Annotated in this window: 12 protein-coding genes; 4 read left to right on the forward strand and 8 right to left on the reverse strand. The window is 62.1% G+C overall.

Translation table 11 applies throughout. The features are described 5' to 3' along the window. Window positions 1-125: 125 nt before the first annotated feature. Entirely contained in the window at window positions 126-2450 is a 2325-nt protein-coding gene (locus tag HGO38_RS13085) for a methyl-accepting chemotaxis protein (RefSeq protein ID WP_250956336.1), read from the reverse strand. Between the two features lie 821 nt (window positions 2451-3271). On the opposite strand from HGO38_RS13085, the gene bcsN reads away from it, so the two are divergent. The 4 genes from bcsN to HGO38_RS13105 all read left to right on the forward strand — a co-directional run bounded on the left by bcsN (window position 3272) and on the right by HGO38_RS13105 (window position 11164). Beyond that, on the forward strand, window positions 3272-4057 hold the full coding sequence (bcsN, locus tag HGO38_RS13090; RefSeq protein ID WP_250956337.1) for a cellulose biosynthesis protein BcsN: 786 nt from the start codon (window positions 3272-3274) through the stop codon (window positions 4055-4057). A gap of 96 nt (window positions 4058-4153) precedes the next feature. Further along, complete coding sequence (gene bcsA, locus HGO38_RS13095) at window positions 4154-6343, forward strand: UDP-forming cellulose synthase catalytic subunit (protein ID WP_250956338.1); 2190 nt, start codon at window positions 4154-4156, stop codon at window positions 6341-6343. Further along, entirely contained in the window at window positions 6340-8694 is a 2355-nt protein-coding gene (locus tag HGO38_RS13100) for a cellulose biosynthesis cyclic di-GMP-binding regulatory protein BcsB (RefSeq protein WP_250956339.1), read from the forward strand. Before bcsA ends, HGO38_RS13100 begins: the two co-directional genes overlap by 4 nt. A gap of 229 nt (window positions 8695-8923) precedes the next feature. Beyond that, window positions 8924-11164, forward strand: coding sequence for a tetratricopeptide repeat protein (locus tag HGO38_RS13105; RefSeq protein ID WP_250956340.1), 2241 nt, complete (start codon window positions 8924-8926; stop codon window positions 11162-11164). 65 nt (window positions 11165-11229) lie between these two features. On the opposite strand, the gene HGO38_RS13110 is transcribed toward HGO38_RS13105, so the two are convergent. From HGO38_RS13110 to hypF, 7 genes are read right to left on the reverse strand one after another with little or no spacing between them, the layout of a single operon-like run. After that, window positions 11230-12597, reverse strand: coding sequence for a sensor histidine kinase (locus tag HGO38_RS13110; RefSeq protein ID WP_250956341.1), 1368 nt, complete (start codon window positions 12595-12597; stop codon window positions 11230-11232). Next, window positions 12581-14035: a sigma-54-dependent transcriptional regulator gene (locus tag HGO38_RS13115; protein ID WP_250956342.1), complete on the reverse strand. Its 1455-nt coding sequence runs from the start codon at window positions 14033-14035 to the stop codon at window positions 12581-12583. Before HGO38_RS13115 ends, HGO38_RS13110 begins: the two co-directional genes overlap by 17 nt. Further along, complete coding sequence (locus HGO38_RS13120; RefSeq protein ID WP_250956343.1) at window positions 14032-15723, reverse strand: enoyl-CoA hydratase-related protein; 1692 nt, start codon at window positions 15721-15723, stop codon at window positions 14032-14034. Before HGO38_RS13120 ends, HGO38_RS13115 begins: the two co-directional genes overlap by 4 nt. Window positions 15724-15730: 7 nt before the next feature. After that, the gene (gene hypE / locus HGO38_RS13125; RefSeq protein WP_250956344.1) at window positions 15731-16783 is read right to left on the reverse strand and encodes a hydrogenase expression/formation protein HypE; all 1053 of its coding nucleotides are present in this window, start codon (window positions 16781-16783) and stop codon (window positions 15731-15733) included. Beyond that, the gene (gene hypD / locus HGO38_RS13130; RefSeq protein ID WP_250956345.1) at window positions 16780-17955 is read right to left on the reverse strand and encodes a hydrogenase formation protein HypD; all 1176 of its coding nucleotides are present in this window, start codon (window positions 17953-17955) and stop codon (window positions 16780-16782) included. The genes hypE and hypD overlap by 4 nt, the downstream gene beginning before the upstream one ends. Beyond that, window positions 17952-18179, reverse strand: coding sequence for a HypC/HybG/HupF family hydrogenase formation chaperone (locus tag HGO38_RS13135; protein ID WP_112829417.1), 228 nt, complete (start codon window positions 18177-18179; stop codon window positions 17952-17954). The genes hypD and HGO38_RS13135 overlap by 4 nt, the downstream gene beginning before the upstream one ends. Next, complete coding sequence (gene hypF, locus HGO38_RS13140) at window positions 18170-20446, reverse strand: carbamoyltransferase HypF (RefSeq protein ID WP_250956346.1); 2277 nt, start codon at window positions 20444-20446, stop codon at window positions 18170-18172. Before hypF ends, HGO38_RS13135 begins: the two co-directional genes overlap by 10 nt. Window positions 20447-20449: the final 3 nt, after the last annotated feature.

Raw genomic sequence — 20449 nt, forward strand, 5'->3', positions numbered from 1 at the left:
TGGTCCGGCCCGTGCGGATATGCGCAAAGCATGCTCATCGCCAAGGATCCCCGGCTACCTCGACAGGACTCAAAAAGCATCTATCCTCAACACCGAACGTCATTCAGAAGCGTTTGTCGCCCTGATCACGCGCGCTCTCTAAAGTCGGAATCTTCGGAATCCGGACCGCCCATCGACATATCGAGGATCAAGCCCTTCACACGGGCCTGCTGGCTTGCAACCGTCTGGCCGACTTTGAATGTTGGCGCCTTGGCCGCCGGTTTCGCCGGGATGGTGCTCTTCGGCCGAGCCTTGGCCGACTGACCATAAGATGCCTGCATTTTGTCACTCCCGGCGCTATCGACCTTGAAGAAGGCGATCGAGGTCTGAAGCTCCTCGGCCTGTGCGGCAAGTTCTTCAGAGGTTGCCGACATCTCTTCAGACGCTCCGGCATTCTGCTGCGTCACCATGTCGAGTTGCTGGATTGCCTCGTTAATCTGCGAAGCACCGATATCCTGTTCACGGCAAGCCGCGGAGATTTCAGCGACCAATTCGGCTGTCTTGCGGATGTCGGGAACGAGACGCGCAAGCATTGCGCCAGCTTCGGTGGCAACCTGCACAGTCTGTCCAGACAGGCCGCTGATTTCGGCAGCGGCTGACTGGCTGCGTTCGGCAAGCTTTCGCACTTCAGAGGCAACAACGGCAAAGCCCTTGCCATGTTCTCCAGCGCGGGCTGCTTCCACGGCCGCATTCAGAGCGAGAAGATCGGTCTGACGAGCGATTTCCTGCACGATCGAAATTTTGTCGGCAATCGTGCGCATCGCAGCCACAGCCCGGTTGACGGCCTCGCCGGAAGCTTCGGCATCCTTAGAGGATTGGCGGGCGATCTTTTCGGTCTGGGCCGCATTATCGGCGTTCTGTTTGATATTGGACGCCATTTCTTCCATTGAGGCAGAGGCTTCTTCAGCCGCCGCAGCCTGTTCGGTGGCACCTTGCGAAAGCTGCTCTGCACCGGAGGAGAGCTGCTGGGAACCTGCTGAAACATTTTGACTTGCGGCCAATGCATCGGCAACAACACCGCGAAGGCGCTCGACCATAGACACAAGAGCCATTCCCAGCGTGTCCTTATCGGAAAGCGGCTGGGGTTCGACGGTCAAGTCGCCACTGGCGATCTGGTCGGCTATGGCTGCTGTATTGCGCAGATTGTCGACCATAGTGTTGATCGCATTCTTCATGCGCGCATGATCGCCTTGGCATTCAATTCCCACATGCTGCGTAAGGTCACCAATGCTCACCTGAAGAAGCACGCGATTACCCTCTGCGATCGGAAGAATGATCGCGTCGAGCATGTTGTTGATTCCAGAGACAACTTTGGCGAAATCCCCGACGAAATGTTCGGCGGCGCCTCGCTCAGAGAGCTTGCCGGCGGTAGACGCGGCAATCAACCGGTGAAGTTCAGCGGTAATCGCCCGTAGATTTCCACGCAGGGTCTCGATCGTCTCATTGATGAACCCCTTTTTGCCGGGGAACTGTTCGAGCGGCGCATCAAAATTGCCCTCGCCCAGTTGCTTGATGCAGGCCATCGCCTTCTTTTTGACGGCGATGTGGCCGCTGACCATATCGTTGACGCCCTTGGCCATCACGGCAAAGTCACCCTGGAATTTCGCGACCGGCACGAAGACATCAATGTCGCCCTTATCGTGCTCGATCGACATCGTATTCATTTCGGCAATCAGGCCCTTGAGATTGGCGCGCAAGGTCTCGATCGTCGCATTGATGAACGCCTTTTTGCCGGGGAACTGTTCGAGCGGCGCTTCGAAATTGCCCTCGCCCAGTTGCTTGATGCAGGCCATCGCCTTCTTTTTGACGGCGATGTGGCTGCTGACCATATCGTTGACGCCCTTGGCCATCACGGCAAAGTCACCCTGGAATTTCTGGACCGGCACGAAGACATCAATGTCGCCCTTATCGTGCTCGATCGACATCGTATTCATTTCGGCAATCAGGCCCTTGAGATTGGCGCGCAAGGTCTCAATCGTCTCGTTGATGAAAGCTTTCTTGCCAGGGAACCGCTCGAGCGGCGCTTCGAAATTGCCCTCGCCCAGTTCCTTGACGCAAGCCATGGCCTTTTTCTTGACGGCGATATGGCCGCCAACCATATCGTTGACGCCCTTGGCCATCACGGCGAAATCGCCCTTGAACTCTTCTGAGGGCAACGTGACATCGATGTCACCCTTGTCATGGTCGCCTGACATACGCGCGATAGATGCCCCGAGCTTCTGCATCGGCTGTATGCCTGCCTCGAGTAAGCCGTTGACAGCGATCAGCATCTCTCTGGCTTCGCCTGTTGTTCCATCGAGATTTGCACGCTCTGAAAGGTTCCCGCCTGAGAGGCTGACACAGATGCGTTGTATCTCGGTCAAAGCTACCTGAGATTTGGAAGATTTCTTCATTTGAGTGTAGAAAGACATTCTATTCCCCTATCGGAAGCTGTTTTGGGAGTTAGTGTATCTCATAAGGCGCGGGCGCCTTGCGCCCGACGGCCTGTTAAGAAGAGACTGGCCAGGGGTCTGCCAAAGCCCAAGCCGGTCATCAGAGCCATCCGGAAGGCGCACTCCATCCGTATGGCCAAGCCCGCGTCTCCTTGACGACCCGCTTCATGAACGCGATAGCCGATATACTGTCGTCAATGCCGAAAACGCGCATAATTTCCGCTCGCCGCCTGAGTCTCAACGGATCGCCTACCCGAACTCAGTCTTAGAGAACGTGATTTATTTTTCGCATCATGCGAAGGAATCATCTCAACCAGATGTTGCGCAACTTTAGTTAGAGATTATAAATATTAACCATGCCTTAAGGTAGCGCCCGATTTGTCGCGTGAGCGTCCCGCGAAAGCATTTTCGCTTGGTCGAGCGGCAAGCGATAGGACGCACTCGATCATCGCGGGATCGCATTGTTCATCCAGCAAACTGTGAAATTTGATCCCCGCATCAGCGCTCAGGCTGTTCAGATTTCCTTGGTCAACTCTTGCCTGGGAGAATGGGCCGGCCAGATTCGGATTCCCGAACCCCGCCATATAAGGTAACGAGGAAATATGACTTCGCATATTTTGATTCGGGCACCGTCACGGGCGACAACGCAGGCGTTTTCGATGAGAGGTTCTCTTTCATGTCTGCCCGGACGCCTGGTCCATGCTGTCGTGATGAGCGTCGCCTTGACGGTTCTTGCCGGATGCGGAGCTGCACGGGACGGTGTGAAATTGTCGAACGGAGCGACAACGGTTCCTGCGGAAATGGCTCTGGCTCTTCCGCCGCCGGGTGGACCCTCGGTGGTGGATATCGTTGAGCGACGCTACGACAATGCCGTCCAGCAGGACATTTTCCTCTACACCTCGGCCTCGACGGCCGGTCAGAATGTCCTGCGGGTCAAGTTGTACGGGCCTGTGGGCCTCTCGTTTGACAGCGAAAAGAGCCTTTCCTATTCGTCCATCCGGGCTTCGGAAATCGCCAAGGAATTGCGACGCGAGTTCCCTGCCAGCCGCCTGACGACGTCGCCGCTTTTTCTGCAGAACAATTATGGGCCATTCGGCTACGCCTTTGGCCGGGGACAGCAGAATGACGGTTGTCTGTATGGCTGGCAGCAGATCCGTTCGCCGCAGGAAGCCCGGTCGGCATTTCAGAACCGCGGTACCATTCAGGTCCGGTTGCGGTTGTGCGAAGAGGGTGCGAGCGAGGAAAAACTGCTTGCCGCGATGTATGGCTATACGATCAACGGCGCCTTCAGCGCCGCCGGTTGGAATCCCTATGGCGAGCCGCCGAAGGTCGAACCCGGTCTGGGGCAGACCGGCAGTCCGATCTATCCGAGAATACCGGAGCCGGCGACCCGCCCCCCCGCCGAAGCAGTCCCGCCCGTGCCACCACGACGTGAGGCGGCGGCTCCGACCATAAAACCGCCTTCGACTAAACTTCAATCAAATGGTGAAATCGTTCCGTCACCTATCTCAGGGGATATTGGCGGCGTGGTGGTTCCGCGGCCGACCTGTGCGGCGGGGCCGGATGGAACGGCGCGATGTGGATAACAAGGCATGGCTAAGATGCCGATCTGACCGGAGGAGCATGAGCTCTCCAGTTGATAAATGCGGCACCGATCTGGGGCCGTGGGAAAGGCAGACACTATGCAAAAAGCCGGCATCATCGCCTTCTGGGCCGTTGTCTCCATTTGCGCCATCTTCGTCATCACATTGCCGATCAATCTGCAGACCCAGTTGATTGCCAGCATGGCCGTGGTCACCATCATGGCGGTGATCAAGATCCTCAAGGCTGAAGGAACCTGGCGTCTGGTGGCACTCGCTTTTGGTACGGCCATCGTGCTGCGCTACGTGTTCTGGCGCACGACCAGCACTTTGCCGCCCGTCAATCAGATCGAGAACTTCATTCCCGGATTTCTGCTGTATCTTGCTGAAATGTACAGCGTGATGATGCTGGCGCTGAGCGTCTTCGTCGTTGCCATGCCTCTGCCGCCGCGGCCGTCGCGCGCCGCCTCGCCCGGAAAATTGCCGACGGTCGACGTCTTCGTGCCAAGCTACAACGAGGATGCGGCCCTTCTTGCCAATACGCTGGCCGCCGCCAAGGCCATGGACTATCCGAAGGACAAATTTACCGTCTGGCTCCTGGACGATGGCAGCACACTGCAGAAGCGGACTGCTGTCGATCTGCTCGAAGGACAGACTGCGAGAGCCAGGTACGAGGAACTGCAGATCCTCAGCGCGGAGCTGGGCGTTACCTATCTGACCCGTGACAAGAACGAGCACGCCAAGGCCGGCAACCTGAACAACGGCATGGAACATTCAAGCGGCAGCCTGATCGCCGTCTTCGACGCAGACCATGCGCCGGCGCGCGACTTTCTGCTGGAGACCGTCGGCTATTTCGAGGACGACCCGAAACTGTTCCTCGTCCAGACGCCGCATTTCTTCCTCAATCCAGATCCGCTGGAACGCAACCTGCGGACGTTCGAGAAGATGCCGAGCGAGAACGAAATGTTCTACGGCATCATTCAGCGCGGCCTTGATAAATGGAATGCCTCGTTTTTCTGCGGATCGGCGGCGGTCCTGCGCCGTGAGGCCCTGAATGTCACCCACGGCTTCAGCGGTGTCTCGATTACCGAGGACTGCGAGACCGCAATCAACCTGCATGCCAGCGGCTGGAACAGTATCTATGTCGACAAGCCGCTGATCGCCGGCCTTCAACCGGCGACCTTTGCCAGTTTCATCGGCCAGCGCAGCCGTTGGGCGCAGGGCATGATGCAGATCCTGCGTTTCCGCTTTCCCTTGCTCAAGCGCGGTCTGTCCCTGCCTCAGCGTCTTTGCTACATGTCGTCGACGCTGTTCTGGTTGTTTCCCTTTCCGCGCACGATCTTCCTCTTCGCGCCCTTGTGCTATCTCTTCCTCGACCTGGAGATCTTCACCGCGTCCGGCGGCGAATTCCTCGCCTATACGCTGGCCTATATGCTGGTCAATCTGATGATGCAGAACTATCTCTACGGGTCGTTCCGCTGGCCCTGGATTTCCGAGCTTTATGAATATGTCCAGACGGTGCATCTGCTGCCAGCCGTCGTCTCGGCGATCCTTCACCCCAAGAAACCCACGTTCAACGTGACGGCCAAGGATGAGACCATCCAGGCCAATCGCCTGTCGGAGATCAGCCGGCCGTTCTTCGTGATCTTTGCGGTGCTGCTGCTGGCCTTCTTCGTCAGCATCTACCGGGTGTATACCGAGCCCTACAAGGCCGACGTGACCCTCGTCGTCGGCGCATGGAATCTGCTCAATCTGGTTCTGGCAGGCTGCGCGCTCGGTGTGGTGTCCGAACGGAAGGAAAAGACGGCCACCCGGCGTGTCAAGGTCGCACGGCGCTGCGAGTTCGGCATGAATGGCGAATGGTATCCGGCAATGATCGATAACGTGTCGGCCAATGGCGCGCGTATTCACGTCTATGCAAAAGGGCTCGGAGATCCTGAACAGGGCACGACTGGTGAGATCCGCTTTACCCCCTATAGCGGAACCGAGGAGGAAACCCTTCCCGTGTTCCTGCGCAATGCGACCCCCACGGGCGAAATCACGATCGTAGGCTGCTCCTATATCCGGGAGACCGCTCGTCACCATAGTCTGGTTGCCGATCTGATTTTTGCCAACTCGGAGCAATGGAGCAAGTTTCAATTGTCGCGACGCGGCAATCCCGGCCTTATTCGCGGCACCCTCTGGTTCTTCGGACTGGCGTTTTACCAGACCAGCCGCGGTCTGGTTTACCTCTTCCACACCTTGGGCGGCAGACGGGATATCATGGCGGAGAAAGGAGCAAAAAACGGATGAAGTATCTTGTCGCTTTGCTGTTTCTTTGCCTTTGCACGCCGTATGGTGCCTTGGCGCAACCCGCACCGTTCGATATGGCACCGGAACGGGGAGACTCTGGAATTCCGGCCGCGCCACCCAAAGGCGATGCGCCCGGAGCAACCGTGACGCCGGACAGCGACCCGGTCAGCGGCGTCCCGACGGCCGTCGATCAGCCGGCGGCAAATGATCTCTTCAAGCGCTATCTCATCCCGAGTTCCGAAATGGTCTTGAGCGGAGAGCGTGACAGCCGTATCTGGTCTGTCTACCTGACCCAGGGACAGGCCGCCGCCGCGGCGCAGCTCAATGTCGGATATCAGAACGCGATCTTCGTGGCGCCCGAAACGTCTAAGCTGTCGATCGATATCAACGGAACGGTCCTTATCGACCAGCAAATTCGCTCTCCCGATGCCGTCTCCGACATCACTGTCGCTGTTCCGGCCGGCCTTCTCAAGCCGGGCGCAAACATGATCAGCGTTCGCGTCGACCAGCACCACCGCACCGACTGCAGCGTGGATTCCACCTATCAGCTTTGGTCCAATATCGTGCCGGCGAACACCTATCTCACGTTCGGCGACGGCACATCCCCCGCTTTGAAGACGCTCAACGACATCCGCGCCGTCGGCGTCGATGCCAGCGGCGCGACACGCTTCCATTTCATCGCGCCGGCGCTTGAGCAGCCGATCGCAACAGTCCCCCTTTTGCGGCTTGCCCAGGGACTGGCGGTGATCGCCAACATGCCCAACCAGTCGTTCGGCATCGCAAGCCAGGGCACGACAGATTTTGCATCCGGCCAGATGAAGGTCTTTGTCGGAACGCCTGCGGAACTCCAGCCCCTTCTGCCGTCGCTGCCTGCCGGGGCGTCTGCCGCGCCGGTCGCCACGTTCACGACCGATCCAAGCGGCGCCTCGGTCCTCGTCGTCAGCGGCCCGACGTGGCAGGAGATCGGCGTTGCGATTGAGAGCATTATCGGGCCGACTGTCAGTTCCTCGTCGACAAGGCGCGCGACGGTCGTCACGTCGCCCTGGCGTTCGCCGGATGCGCCGATGCTGTATTCGGGAACGCAGATTCCGTTTGGCCAGCTCGGTGTCCGCACCGAACAGTTCTCGGGCCGCCGCCTGCGTTCCGAATTTACGATCGCCGTTCCCTCTGATTTCTACGCCGACGCCTATGGCGAGGCGGTGATCCTGCTCGATGCCGCCTATTCGGAGGCGGTGCTGCCGGGCAGTCATATCGATGTCTATGTCAATGGCAGCATTGCCTCCACCGTGCCGATCACCTCGTCGGGCGGCGGCATTCTGCGGCATCTGCCTGTCAATGTGACGATGCGGCATTTTCGTCCCGGCATCAATGTGGTGACCCTGGAGGCGGTTTTGATGACGCAGGACGATGCCGCCTGCATGCCGGGTGCGGCGTCGTCCGATACGCCGCGGTTCGCTCTCTTCGACACGTCCGTCTTCCAGATGCCGGACTTTGCCAGAATTGGCCAGTCGCCCAACCTTGCGGCGATTGCCGGAACAGGTTTTCCCTACAATCGCGCCGCGGCACTCACGCCCATTTTCCTCGATCGCCTGGATGAAGACACGATGTCTGCAACCGCGACCTTCCTGGGGCGACTGGCAGGCGCGGTCGGACGGCCGATCACCCTTGAGTCCGTCGCATCAGCCGGTCTGGTCGGTGACCGAAACGCGATCTTTATCGGATCCCTCTCGCAGATGCCCCAGGCCATCTTCACCCAAATGAGCATCGATCCGGCGAGTCGGACGACATGGGGAACGAGCGCCGGTGGCGCGACCGACAGCGCGGCAACCGAGGTGGCATTCGACGAGTGGCGTCAAAGGCTGCGGGGCGCCAGTTGGACGGGCCAGGTCACCGCATTTGAGGAATGGCTGAAGAGGAACTTTGATATCTCGCTCAGCTCCTTGCGTTTTGCGCCAACGGCAGAGGAAAGTTTTATCCCGAGCGACGATGCCGACCTGATGATCGCGCAGGGGCCGAGCCCCAATGAGCAGGCCATCTGGACGGTGATCACCGCGCCGGGCGGGGCGGGCCTTAAGGAAGGCATGCAGGCTATGAGCAACCTCGACGCCTGGGCAGACCTGTCGGGACGCATTACCACCTATCAACCCGTGACGAAGACGGTCAGCAGCACGGCGGTGAACAATTTCCATTTCGTGCCGACGCAGCCGCTGTCGTTCCTGAATGCCCGCTTGATTGCCGCCAATTGGCTATCCACCAACATCCTGTCCTATGCGGTTCTGCTCGTCGGACTCTCGATCCTGCTGGGATTGGCGACCGCGATGCTGTTGGGCAATTTTGGCCGGCGCCAATAGCCGGCCCTTTTGATCGAACTGAACGAATGCAACCGATTCCGCGGCTCAGAATGCCGGTTGTGCTATCGTAAGTTGAAATCATATTCGATTTGTTAAACATCTTCTGGCTTTTTGAGAGGGCAGCGAGTGCGAGGTGCCTTGCCCGATTGGCATGCCGCACCAGCTGAAGCATCCAGTCGCCTTTGTGCAAGGCGGTTCGTCATTGAGGCCTTCCGCGGCCGGAGTGTCCATGAAGTCGTCCGTCATCACATTTTCTGCAGTGCTTCTCTCCACGATCGGTGCCGTCGCCGTGGATATGAGCCGTGACGTCCAGACGACGCTGGAGAGCATTGTTTCCTGGTCCGGCCAGCCTCAGGACGTGAAAACAGCACGGGCGCCGCAGATGATAGCGCAGGCGCCGATCGACGCGCCGGTGGCCGCACCGCGCCCCGAAACGGCCCAGACCAGGGTCGAGGAGCCGGCGACAAAGGCCGCGCCCGAAATTGCCGTGGATGAAAGCGCGCTGCGTTACTTCGCCAGCCGCGGCGATACCGCAAGGCTCCAGGCCGAGATCGCGCGGCTCAGGGCGCTTTATCCGAATTGGACACCGCCGCAGGATCCGCTTGCCATTCCTCAAAATGCGGACGCGCAGCTGGAAGAGATGTGGCAGCTCTATGCCGGCGCCCGTTATGCCGACGTTCGCAAGGCCATTGAACAGCGTCAGAAGCGGGAACCGACCTGGCAGGTGCCGGCCGACCTGCTCGATCGATTGACCGTTGCCGAAGAGCGGCTGAAGCTGGTCAGCGCGTCCGACCTCAAGCAATACGATACTGTCGTAGAGATCGGCTCGCGAACCCCCAGCCTTCTCACCTGCAGTGATGTCGATAGTCTCTGGCGGGTCGCGGAAGCATTTTTCTTCACCAAGCGCCAGCAGCGTGCTCAGGACGCTTTCGGTTATGTCCTGAACAATTGCGAGAATGTCGCGGAACGCCTGGCGACCATGCAGAAGGCCGCCGCCATTCTGCCGACCGAGGCCGTCGAGAGCCTGATGGCCAAGGAGAGGAAGCTCCCCGATGGCACAATGGAATTTGAAAGCATGCGCGACGATCTGGCACGGCGCTTTGTCGCCGATGCCGGCATTGATGCCACGAAGGCCGTGCCGCAATCCTATCTGATGCGGCTGGAACGGATCGCCGAAACCGGCGGCCTTGCCTCGGATGCGTTGCTGCTTGGCTGGTATCATTATCGGCAGAAGGAGATGACCATTGCCGAGCAATGGTTCCGGCGTGCGATGGCCAAGGAGGACACAGCTTCCGCCGCGCAGGGGCTCGCTCTGACGCAGCTCGATCGCCAGGATCCGCTCTCTGCCGAAGACACCATGTACCGTTGGCGAGACGCTTCAAAGGACGCAAATGCCGTCTATCTCGCCGCCGCTGCCAATACCCTGGCCCTCGATCCGCCTGTTGCGATCAAGCCGGAGGTTCTGGCCCGCATGGCCCAGGAAGCAATCGAGTCGCGCGATCCGGCCACCGCGCAGGAGTTCGGGTGGTACGCCCGTACGCTCAATCAGCCCGAGACCGCAATCCAGTGGTTCAAGACGGCCCTCGCCTGGAAGCCCGACGATGAGCCATCGGCCTATGGGCTCGCCGTCACCTATCAGCAAGCCGAATATCTGCAGGACCTCGCTCAGATCCAGCAGCAATGGCAGGGCCGCTCCGACCGCATTGCGCGTGTTGGAGACGACAGCGAGCAGCCTGACGATCGCGGCAAGATCGTGCCGGGGCCGGGGGCCCTGCGCCCGGACGACCGCAGCGTCGAAGGCCAGCAGGTGCTGCGCGCCCCGGCAAAGCCGATCCGTTCCGCTTCGGTTGAGATGCAGTCGCCGCGATCGGCCGACAGGGCAGGCAAATCCGGTTCCGAGCGGGGTGCACTTGTTGCCCGGCCGTCGCGGCCACCGGTCCAGACATCCGATGCCGGCTGCAAGACCACGATCAACGCCAGATCGCTCGCCCCGCAGGTCGCGCTTTCACGCGGCTGGTGCCTGATGGACCGCAACCGCCCGTTGGAAGCCGCCGCCGCCTTCGAGGTGGCGCTGACGGACGGTTCAGCGGCCGCCCGCCAGGACGCCGCTTACGGGCAGAGCCTCGCTTATCTGAGAGCCGGGCTGACGAACAAGGCCGCGGTTGCGGCCAGCAAGGCACCCCAGAGCCAGGGTCGAAGCGTGGAACTGCAGCGCGCGATCCTCGCCGACAAGGCGATCGCGGCTTTCGACGGCGGGCGCCCGCGCGAGGCCATTCTCGTCCTGGATCAGTTGAAGCAGTTCGGTCCCGAGCGTGCCGATCTCCTGGTCCTCAAAGGCTATGCCTATCTGCAACTGAAGCGCTATGGCGATGCACGCCGCATTTTCCAGGCGCTTGATGCCGTGGGAAACCGGGAAGCAGCCCGTGGGCTCGCCACCATCAACGACATTCTCCGCCAAGGCGGCGGTTGAAGTGCGCAACGGGGGAATTTCAGGCGGCGGAACAGGCTGGGGTTACGGCACCAGCATTGTTCGATCTAGCCATCCAGTGGCAGCATAACGCGGAATTCGGCACCGCCGGCGTCGCCATTGTGGGCTGTGATCGTGCCGCCGTAATCTTCAACGATTGAAAAGCTGATCCACAGGCCGAGCCCGGTTCCTTCGCCGACGGATTTCGTGGTGAAGAATGGTTCGAAGATTTTTCCCATATCGCTTTCGGCAATGCCGGGCCCATTGTCAGCAATGCGGATTTCGATGGCGGAGTCCAGACGGGCGGCGGTGATGCGGACTTTTGGGTTCGCACATCGGGCGATGGCATCCAGCGCATTGTCGATCAGGTTGACCACGATCTGGTGGATCTGCCCCTCATGGGCATGGATGATCAGGCCGGGGGCGCTGTCGATGACCACGTCGGCAAGCGAGTTCTTGGCACGGATCGCCAGATGCGCTGCATTGCGCACCAGACGGTCGAGATCCACGGGCTGGCGCTCTGCCGTCTTGCTGAACGACAGCCGCCGCAGGTTCTTGACGATGTCGCTGATGCGGTCGGCACCTTCGATCGTGCCTTCCAGCAGCGGATCGATATCGGCAAGGATCGAATCGATCTTCAGCGTCTTGCGCAGCGCGCCGATCTCCAGTGCATCCGCGCCCTTGTGGACGGCGTCCAGATAGAGAACCAGATTCTTCCGGTAACGGTCGAGCGTATAGATATTGGCATAGACGAAGCTGATCGGATTGTTCAGCTCGTGGGCGACGCCCGCCACCAGCCGCCCGAGGCTTGCCATCTTTTCCTGTTCGATCAGCCGCCTTTGGGCCTGCTGCAATTCGCGATGGGCCAGATGCAACGCCTGATAGGCCTGCCGCAATTCGCTGATCGGGCGGCCTGTCAGCACGGCGCCGAAGCGCCGCCGCCGCCCGTCGAAGAGCGTGGCGCAGCGCATTGCCAGGCATTCTTCCCGACCGTCGGCGGTGCGAAAGCGCAGGTCGCCCTCCAGCACGCGGCCCTGTTGCCCGGCGCTCGCCAGCCGCTCGGCTTCCTTGCGATCTTCGGGCAGGACGTAGTCGAAAATACGGCTGCCGATGACATCGCTTTCACTCATGCCGAGCAGAGTGAGAAAGGCGGGATTGGCCTTCTTGATGACGCCATCGCTGCTGCAGGCAATCAGGATGTCGGAGACCGAGGCAATGACGCTTGAGATGAAGGTCTGCGCTTCCTCAAGCTCGGCATTCTTGCGCTCGAGATCGGTCTCGTTGCGCAGCAGTTCGGAATAGACTTCGTCCATGCGGCGAATGACATCGACCCACACGGATTCCCCGTCGCCGTCGAGTTCGAGCAGGCCCGAGACGGAGATCTTGCTGATCAGGTCTTCACCGGTGCGCCCGGCCGTATCACTCAGTCGTGTCATCTGGGTAGCGCCGCAGGTCGTAGCGCTCGATCTTGCTACGCAGGCCGACGCGGGACAAGCCCAATTCTTCCGCCGTATGGCTGATATTGCCGCCGTGGCGCTCCAGGCACGCCTCGATCTCCGTCTTCTCGATCTCTGCGACAATGTCCTTGAGCTGTCGCGGGACACCGGTGCGGTTGCCGAGCGGGCCGTTGCCACCATTGCGGATCTCTGGCGACAGCAGGCCCGGTTCCAGCGGCTGGCTGCCATCCGACAGCACGACCATGCGCTGGATCTCGTTCTGCAGTTCCCGCACATTTCCCGGCCAGCCATAGGCTGTCATCAGATCGAGTGTTTTCGGGTGAAAGCCCGCCACCTGCCGATTGAAGGCCTGGTTGGTCTGGGTCAGGAAACGGGCAGCGATGGACGGAATGTCGTTCGCCCGTTCCTTCAACGACGGCATGTGGATCGGAAAGGCGGCGAGCCGGTAATAGAGATCGCGGCGGAACCGACCGGCGGCAACCTCTGCCAGGAGATCGCGATTGGTCGCCGAAATGACCCGGACATTGACCTTGCGTGGCCGCTGCGCGCCGAGCGGACGGATTTCGCCCTCCTGGAGAACGCGCAGCAGCTTGACCTGGAAGGCGGGGGAGGTCTCGCCGATTTCGTCGAGGAAGATCGTGCCGCTATCGGCGAGTTCGAAGAGGCCGATGCGGTCCTGGTAGGCGCCGGTATAGGCGCCCTTCTTGCAGCCGAAGAGCTCGCTCTCCAGCAGGTCGTCGGGCAGGGCGCCGCAGTTTTCCACCACGAACGGGCGGTCGGCGCGGCCGGATCCATGGTGCACGGCGCGGGCAAGCAGTTCCTTGCCGGTGCCCGAAGCGCCGGTGATCAGCACGGACACGTCATAGCGCGCCGCCCTCTTGGCGAGGGATATGGAGGAAATCAGCGGGCTGTCGTCCGTGTGGATGATCCGGTCGAAGCCGAACAGCTGCTGTTCGCTGCGCCGTCTGTCGCTGACGACCTTCTGCAACATTTCGGCTGCCGGCTTGACCTCGACCCGCACATCGCCCGCCTCATGCTGCAGCCGCCAGAGATTGGCACTTTCGCGCACGCAGTCGATCAGCTTTTCCGGGCTCCACGGCTTGGTGATATACTGGAAAATGCCGGCATTGTTGACGCCCTCAATGATGTCGTCACTGTCGGTATAGCCTGAAATGATGATGCGGATAGTATCCGGCCAGAGCTCGCGAACCCGCTTCAGGAAGTCGACGCCGGATTCGCCGGGCATGCGCTGGTCGCAGAGAATGACCTGCACCAGTTCGCCCTCCAGCACCTCTTCGGCCTCCTTGGCATTGCGCGCGCCGATTACCTCGAATTCGTCGGAGAGAACCCGCTGGATCGCCTCGATGGAGCGGACCTCGTCGTCGACGACGAGAACGGTTGCATGGCTGTTGCTCATGATCTTGCTCCTCCCGTTTGCCGATCCGGCCAGCCGGTGGCGCGGTGGATCGCAAGCGTCACGGGCGTTCGGGATTTCGGCACCTTGCGAATGAAATTGTAGCGGGCGACGTGGTAGCTCGGGTCGAAGCCATAGAAGTTGCGCCGCATGCGCTGCAGCTCTTCCTGGCGATAGACGGCCAGTGGCTTCTGTGCTTCGTCCCTCTGCCGTTTCCTTCGCTTGTCCGCAATGCGTTCGCCAATGTCCGGCTGTGCCGCCAGTGCTGTGGCGGCAGCGCGCAGTTCGGCGCGTGCAGCATCGACGCCGCCGGGCAGCAGGCGGCTGGCGAGACCCAGATCCAGCGCTTCCTTCCCGCCCATCGGCAATCGCGCCTGGGTGACACGGCGGGCACGCGCCTCGCCGAGGCGGGCGGGCAGGAGATAGGTCCAGTATTCGGAGCCGTAGAGATTGCCCATGTCCTTATAGTGCGGATTGAGAATGACGCCCTCGCGCATCCAGACTTCGTCGGTCGCAAGCGACAAAAATACGCCGCCGGCACCCGCATTGCCAAGCACGCCGGCAATCACGATGCGGTCGTCGCAGGTGATGATCTCGCGCACCAGATCGTTCATTGCCTCGATGTTGCGCCAGGATTCGTCCGCCGGACTGTCCGCCGTCTCGATCAGGCCGAGATGAATGCCGTTCGACCAGCAGTCCGCGCCGCTTTGCAGCACCAGGACCGGACATCTGGCGGCCTTTGCAGCCTGGACGGCGGTGCGCATCGCCTCGCAGTCTTCGGTCGACATCGCACCGTTGTAGACGTCGAATTCGAGAAATCCGACGCCGCCGTCTTCGTGGTACCGGTAGGGATCCGGCCTCTGGAGAAGGGGGAGGTCTTTCGCAGCGGCGCCGAGCAGGCGGAGCGCCGGCAGCTTGGGCGTCCGCGCGCCTTTGTCCCGGAGATGCCCGATCCACAACGCGCCTTCCCGGCAGGCGATCGCCACCGATTGGCGGCAGCGTCCCAGAAGCTCCCCCGGCTGGCCGGAGAGGCCTGGCACCACTTCGGCATCGAAGGCCCTGTAGGTTTTTCCGGCGATCGTCATCCCGGCACCCGGGTCGCCATCCGAGGCGCGGATGACGGTCAGCGCCTCTTCCGCCGTCAAGCGGGTGGGATCGACAAGGCGGTCCTGAGCGCTGCAAGCCGGCCATTCCCGACCCTTGCCCCAGTTGGCTTGCATCAGAGGCTGGGCGTCGCCGCCAGCCATGCGCGCGATCGCCTCCATGACGCAGGCGACCGCAGCTTCCGTCACCTCGTGGCGATAGAGGCTCGACTTGCGGGCCTGTCGCATCGGAAACTCCCGCCAGGCCCAGACGGGGCCGGCATCCATTTCCTCGCGTGCTTCGATCAGCGTGACGCCCCAGCGTTGCTCGCCGCGCAAGATCGCCCGGTCAAGCGCGCTTGGCCCCTTGTCGCCGCGAATGCCGGGATGGACGATCAGGCAGAGTGTGTTGCGCCACACATCCTCAGGCAGTGCCCGCTTGAGGAAGGGGGCGATGATCAGGTCCGGTGCAAACAGCGCGATCGCTTCGCGCGTCAGGTCGTCATGGATGTCGAGCTCCACCGACACCTCGTGACCGGCCTGCCGGAGATCGACATGCAGGCGCTGCGAGAGCGAGTTGAAACTGTGACAGACAAGCAGAATGCGCATGGCGGGCTCAACAGATCCGCGGGAGCTGTTCGCCCGACAGCCAGTCGACGATCCGCCCGCCGCCGAAGCTGGTGGTCATCTGCACGAAGCCGTTCGCATCCTCAACGGCATGGCCGATCAGGGCGGCGTCCCGGCCAAGCGGATGGGCGCGCATGGCCGCCAGAATGCTCTCGGCGCCCTCCGGTGCGACGATCGCCACCAGCTTGCCCTCGTTGGCGACATTCAGCGGGTCGAGACCGAGGAACTCGCAGGCAGCGGCTACTTCCGGCTTGAGGGGGATTGCTTCTTCGTCAATGCGGAAACCGACGCCCGACTGGCTGGCGATCTCGTTGAGAGTGGCGGCAATCCCGCCGCGCGTCGGATCGCGCATCAGCCGTATGTGTCCGCCGCCTGCCGCCACCATGGCTGCGACGAGCCCGTGCAGGGCGGCACTGTCGGAGACAATGTCGGTTTCGAATTCGAGGTTCTCGCGCTTCGACATCACAGCGACGCCATGGTCGCCGATCGAACCGGAGACGATTACGGCGTCGCCGGGACACGCCGCATTCGAGCGCAGGTCAAGCCCGACCGGGACCACGCCGACGCCGGCGGTAGAAATGAACACCCCGTCGGCCTTGCCGCGCTCGACCACCTTGGTGTCGCCGGTGATGATCGGCACGCCGGCCTGGCGCGATGCCTCGCCCATGCTGCGCGCGATCCGGTCGAGATCGGCCAGCGGAAAACCCTCCTCGATGATGAAGCTTGCCGAGAGATAGAGCGGCGTGGCACCCGCCATGGCAATGTCGTTGATCGTGCCGTGCACGGCAAGCGTGCCGATGTTGCCGCCCGGAAAGAACAGCGGCGATACGACATAGCCGTCCGTCGTCATCACCATGCGGCCGGCCTCGACGCCGAAGGCCGACTGGTCGTTGCCGGCCCGCAGCCAGTCATTGTCGAACGCCTTGTGAAAGATGCTCTCGATCAACAGGCCCATCGCCCGACCGCCGGCGCCGTGGGACATGTCGACACGGCCGTTCCGGATATCGAGCCTGCGCTTGTGGGGCTTTACGATCACGTTCATGCGACGGCCTTTCCGGGTTCGGCACTCTTTCCCTGTTCCGCAGTCCGGGCATGCTCGCGGAAGCGGCCATAGGTCCAGTGGGCCGCACAGGCGCCCTCGCTCGACACCATGCAGGAGCCCATCGGGGTGTCGGGCGTGCAGGCCGTGCCGAACAGCTTGCAATCGGCGGGCTTCTTGACGCCGCGCAGGATGGCGCCGCAGTCGCAGGCCGGATTGTCCTTTGACGCAGGCGTCACCATCGCAAAGCGCTTTTCCGCATCGTAGTCCGCGAATTCCGGCCGCAGGCGCAGCGCGCCATAGGGCACTTCGCCAAGCCCGCGCCATTCGAAGCTCTCGCGCAGCTCGAAGAACGTCGCGACCTCGGCCTGCGCCCTTTCGTTGCCAAGCGCGGTCACCGCACGGATATACTGGTTCTCGACTTCGTGGCGGCCGTCATTGACCTGATGGACGAGCATCAGGATTGCCTGGATGACGTCGAGCGGCTCAAAACCGGCGACAACCACCGGCTTCTGGAACTCCTCGGCGAAGAATTCGTAAGGCTCGGTGCCGATCACCGTGCTGACATGGGCCGGCCCGATGAAGCCGTCGATCTTGACGGTGCCGAGCTTGCGGACATCCGGGCTTTCGAGAATGTTCTGGATGGCGGCGGGCGTCAGCACGTGGTTGCAGAAGATCGAGAAATTCTTCAGCCCCTTCTGGATGGCAAAGCGCAGCGCCAAGGCCGTCGGCGGCGTCGTGGTTTCAAAGCCGATGGCGAAGAAGACGACGTCGCGATCCGGCTCGGCCTCGGCGATCTTCAGGGCGTCGAGCGTCGAATAGACCATGCGGATATCGGCCCCGGCGGCCTTGGCCTTCAGCAGGCTGGAGCCGCTGGAGCCTGGGACCCGCATCAGGTCGCCATAGGTGCACAGCGTGACGTCCGGGCGCATGGCCAGCGCGATCGCCGCATCGATGCGGCCGATCGGCAGCACGCAGACCGGACAGCCCGGGCCATGGATCATCCGCACGTTCGCCGGCAGCAGGTCTTCAAGCCCATAGCGGGAGATCGCATGGGTATGGCCGCCGCAGAACTCCATGAAATGGTAAGAGCGGGCAGGGTCCGCGGCCGCCGCGATGTGCCGGGCAATATCTTTGGCGATGCGCCCATCGCGGTATTCGTCGATATACTTCATGCGGCATCTCCCAAAGCGGCCTGCCGCAGGAGTTCGAGCGTTCTCTCGGCTTCCTCCGGATCGATCTTCGCCAGCGCATAGCCGACGTGAAGCACGAGGTAGTCGCCCGGCTGGACATCATCGACGAGCGCGGTCGAAATGATCTTCGACACGCCGTCGAGCGTCACCTTTGCCATGTTGTCGGGTAGCACTTCCTTCACCTGGACGGGAATGGCTAGACACATATGAGACTCTCCTCCACCTCGGCGGCATTGTGTTGAATGATCTGACGGGCAAAGGCCGCCTGGCCGAGGGCAATGCCCCCGTCATTGGCCGGAACCCTGGATGGCAGAAAGGGCTTCAGGCCGCGTGCGCGCAGGGTTGCGGCGAGACCTTCGGCCAGAACGCGGTTCATCATGCAGCCGCCGCCCAAAGCTATGCGGTCGATGCCGCTCGCCTCTGCCTGCGCCGCCGCCCACGCGGCCAGGCCGGCGATCAGGGTGCCGTGGAACAGATCGGCGGCTGCGCAGCCTGCCAGCCGGTTTTCGGCCATGTAGACAAGCAGGGCGCGGAAATCGAGCATGCCGCCGTCGATCCGGAAGCCGCCGGCCAGGCCCTTCGGGGTTTCGACAAGCGCTTCAAACTCCATCGCCGCCTGCCCCTCATAGGTCTGCTCCAGGCGGAGGCCGGCAATGGCGGCGGCGGCATCGAAGAGCCGGCCGAGGCTCGATGTGCGCGGCGGCTGCATGCCGCGATCGAGCATGGCGGTCAGTCTCGCCACCCCTTGGTGTCCCGGCCAGAGCAGGTCGGCAAGATCGGCGCGCCCGGTTGTGTGGAGCGCGGCCACGCCCATGCGCCAGGGGTCGCGCGCTGCCTTGTCGCCGCCGGGCAGTGGCAGGGAGGTGAGCGAACCGGAGCGTCTCCAGCAAGGTCCGTCGACAACCAGCATTTCGCCGCCCCACATGCCGCCGTTAGCACCATGGCCATGGCCGTCCAGCGCCAAGCCGATGACAGGGCCTGAGAGCCGATATTCGGCGGTGACCGCAGCGATATGGGCCAGGTGATGCTGGACCCGCACCAGTGGCAAGCCGAGGCCCTCGGCGATCCGCACCGAGCGAAAATCCGGATGCAGGTCGCAGGCGGCATAATCCGGCCGGACATCGAGGATGGAACAGAGATGGGAGACCGTCTCGTTCAGGAAGCGGATCGTCTCGCCATTGTCGAGACCGCCGACATGTTGCGAGAGAAAGGCCTCGCGGCCGCGGGTGACGCAGATCGTGTTCTTGAGGTCTGCGCCGAGGGCGATCACCGAGGGGCCGTCCTCGCCCAGATCGACCGGTTCCGGCACGAAGCCGCGTGCCCGCCGCAAAAAGGCCGGCGCGCCGTCGATCACCTGCATGACCGAATCGTCGGCGCGAACGGCAATGTCCCGGTTGTGGGTGACAATCAGGTCGGCGATGCCGGCGAGCCGCCGCAGGGCGTCCTCATTGTCGGCGCAGAGTGGCTCACCGCCCGGATTGGCGCTGGTGGCAACCAGCGCGGCGGGACATTCCGGCATCGTTTCGGCCAGCGCATCGAGCAGCAGATGATGCACCGGCGCATAGGCGAGCATCACGCCGATCCGCTTCAGGCCGGGGGCGACGAGGCGGGAGATGGCATCGCGCGCCTCGCACAGGACGACCGGGTGCGCCGGGCTTTCGAGCAGGTCTGCCTGCTGCGCGGTGACGCCTGCTAGCATGCGGGCAGCTTCCATTGTCCTGACCATCACGGCAAACGGCTTCTGGTCGCGCCCTTTTCGTTCCCGCAGGCGGATGATCGCGGCATCGTTGCGGGCGTCGCACAGGAGGTGGAAGCCGCCAATGCCTTTCAACGCAACGATCTCGCCGCGACAGAGGGCCGCGGCGATCGCATCGATCGGATGGCTGAGCGTCGGCCCGCAAGCGGGACAGGCGACCGGCTCGGCATGAAAACGGCGATTGTCGGGGTCGCGGTATTCGGCACTGCAGGCCGGACACATCGCGAACGGCGCCATCGAGGTCTGGGCGCGGTCATAGGGAAGGGTCCGGGTGATGGTGAAGCGCGGGCCGCAATGGGTGCAGTTGACGAAGGGATAGGCGAAGAAGCGGCTCTCAGGATCAATAAGCTCTTGCTGACAGTCTTCGCAGGTGGCGGCATCGGCGCCGATCCGCGTCGCGGCCTGTCCGCCGCGGCTTTCGAGGATCTCGAAGCGCTCGCCACCCGCCGTCGGCAGCTCGATAATGTCGACCGCGTCGATGCGCGCAAGGGGTGGGGCTTCGCTATACATAGCCTCGACAAAGCGGCCGGCAGTTGCACCTTCAATTTCGATCAGCACGCCGGCATTGTCATTGAGGACGAAGCCGGAGAGCAGCATCTTGCGGGCAAGCTGGTAGGCAAAGGGGCGAAAGCCGACACCTTGCACGCAACCGCGAACCCGCAGCCGCAGCCGCTGGACGGGTTGGTCAACAAGGGGCCTTGCGCTCGCGCCCGTCATCGT

It is taken from the genome of Rhizobium sp. CG5 (assembly GCF_023701945.1).
Taxonomy (GTDB): Bacteria; Pseudomonadota; Alphaproteobacteria; order Rhizobiales; family Rhizobiaceae; genus Allorhizobium.